We start from the raw sequence: 1,592 nt of genomic DNA on the forward strand, positions 1-1,592 counted from the left end.
GGCGGCGGGCGACGGGGTGGGGCGGGAGCGGCGGGCACGGGGGTGGGGCGGCGGCGGGTCGCCGCGCTGGGTCTGGGCCGACACGCGGGAGGTCTACCCGGCGCTGCTGGAGCGCGGGGTGCGGCTCGCGCGCTGCCACGACCTCGTGCTGACCGAGGGCCTGCTCCTGGCCCACGAGGGCCGGTACGGCGAGCCCCGGTCGGCGCGGGCGGCGCACGCCCGGCTGCACGGCCTCCCGGTGCCCGACGATCACGACGATCACGAGCACGGCCACGCGGGCCAGCACGGGCCCGGGGCGCGGCAGGCCGCCCTGTTCGAGGAGGAGCCGCCCCCGCCGGACGCCGGGCCGGTCGCCGAGGTTCACGCCGACCAGCTCCGGCGGATCGGGGCGACGGCCGATCCGCGCCGGTTCCGGCTGCTGGTCGCGGCCGAGTCGGCGGGGGCGCTGATCGCCGCGGAGATGGCCCACGACGGCATGCCCTGGCGGCGGGACCTGCACGACGCGCTGCTGGCCGAGATGCTCGGCCCGCGCCCGGTGCACGGCATGCGCCCGGCCCGGCTCCAGGCCCTGGCCGACGAGGTGACGGCGGTGTTCGGCACGTCGTTCAACCCCGATTCCATCCAGCAGATCGTCAAGGCGTTCAAGGCCGCCGGCACGCCGGTCTCCTCGGCCAGGGCGCACGAGCTCAAGAAGATCGACCACCCCGGCGTCGCGCCCCTGCTGGCCTACCGGGAGCTGGCCAGGTTCCACAGCTTCCACGGCTGGGCCTGGGCCGACCAGTGGGTCCGCGGCGACCGCTTCCGCCCGGAGTACGTCGTGGGCGGCGTGGTGACCGGCCGGTGGGCGACCAGCGGCGGCGGCGCGCTGCAGATCCACAAGGCCATGCGCAGGGTCGTGGTGGCCGACGAGGGCTGGACGCTGGTCGTCGCCGACGCCGCCCAGCTGGAGCCCAGGGTGCTGGCCGCGATGGCCGGGGACCGGGGCCTGGCCAGGGCGGCGGGGGAGGCGGACCTGTACCAGGCGCTCGCCCGGGCGTTCGGCGGTGAGCGCGACCACGCCAAGATCGCCATGCTCTCGGCGATGTACGGCGGGACCAGCGGGGACGCCCCCAAGCTGCTGGCCGTGATGCGCCAGCGCTTCCCCAAGGCCTACCGGTTCGTGGAGGACGCCGCCGCGCGGGGAGGAGGGCAGGCTGGTCCGCTCCTGGCTGGGCCGCACCTGCCCGCCGCCCTCGGCCCGCTGGCGCGAGCTGGTCTCCGGGCCGGAGGGGAGCCGGGCGGCCCGCGACCGGGGCCGGTTCACCCGTAACTTCGTGGTCCAGGCGACCGCCGCCGAGTGGGCGCTCGCCCTGATGGCCGTGCTGCGCGGGCTGCTGCCCGACCCGGCCCGGCTGGTGTTCTTCCAGCACGACGAGGTGATGGTGCACTGCCCGCAGGAGCTGGCCGGCGAGGTGGCCGCGGCGGTCGGCCGGGCCGCGGAGGAGGCGACCCGCCTGCTGTTCGGCCCGACCCCCGTGCGCTTCCCGATGGAGGCCGTCGCCGTGCGCTGCTACGCCGACGCCAAGTGACGGCGGGCCGGGGGCCGGGGCGCG

2 protein-coding genes are annotated in these 1,592 nt (G+C 77.5%); both read left to right on the forward strand.

Features of this window, described 5'->3' with window-relative positions:
* Positions 1–1,309: bifunctional 3'-5' exonuclease/DNA polymerase (locus ACWJ6R_RS36040; protein WP_449066498.1), on the forward strand; the 1,309-nt coding region annotated here is incomplete at its 5' end.
* Between the two features lie 4 nt (positions 1,310–1,313).
* Positions 1,314–1,568, forward strand: coding sequence for a hypothetical protein (locus ACWJ6R_RS36045; RefSeq protein WP_449066499.1), 255 nt, complete (start codon positions 1,314–1,316; stop codon positions 1,566–1,568).
* Positions 1,569–1,592: the final 24 nt, after the last annotated feature.

The organism is Planomonospora algeriensis, from assembly GCF_977012225.1.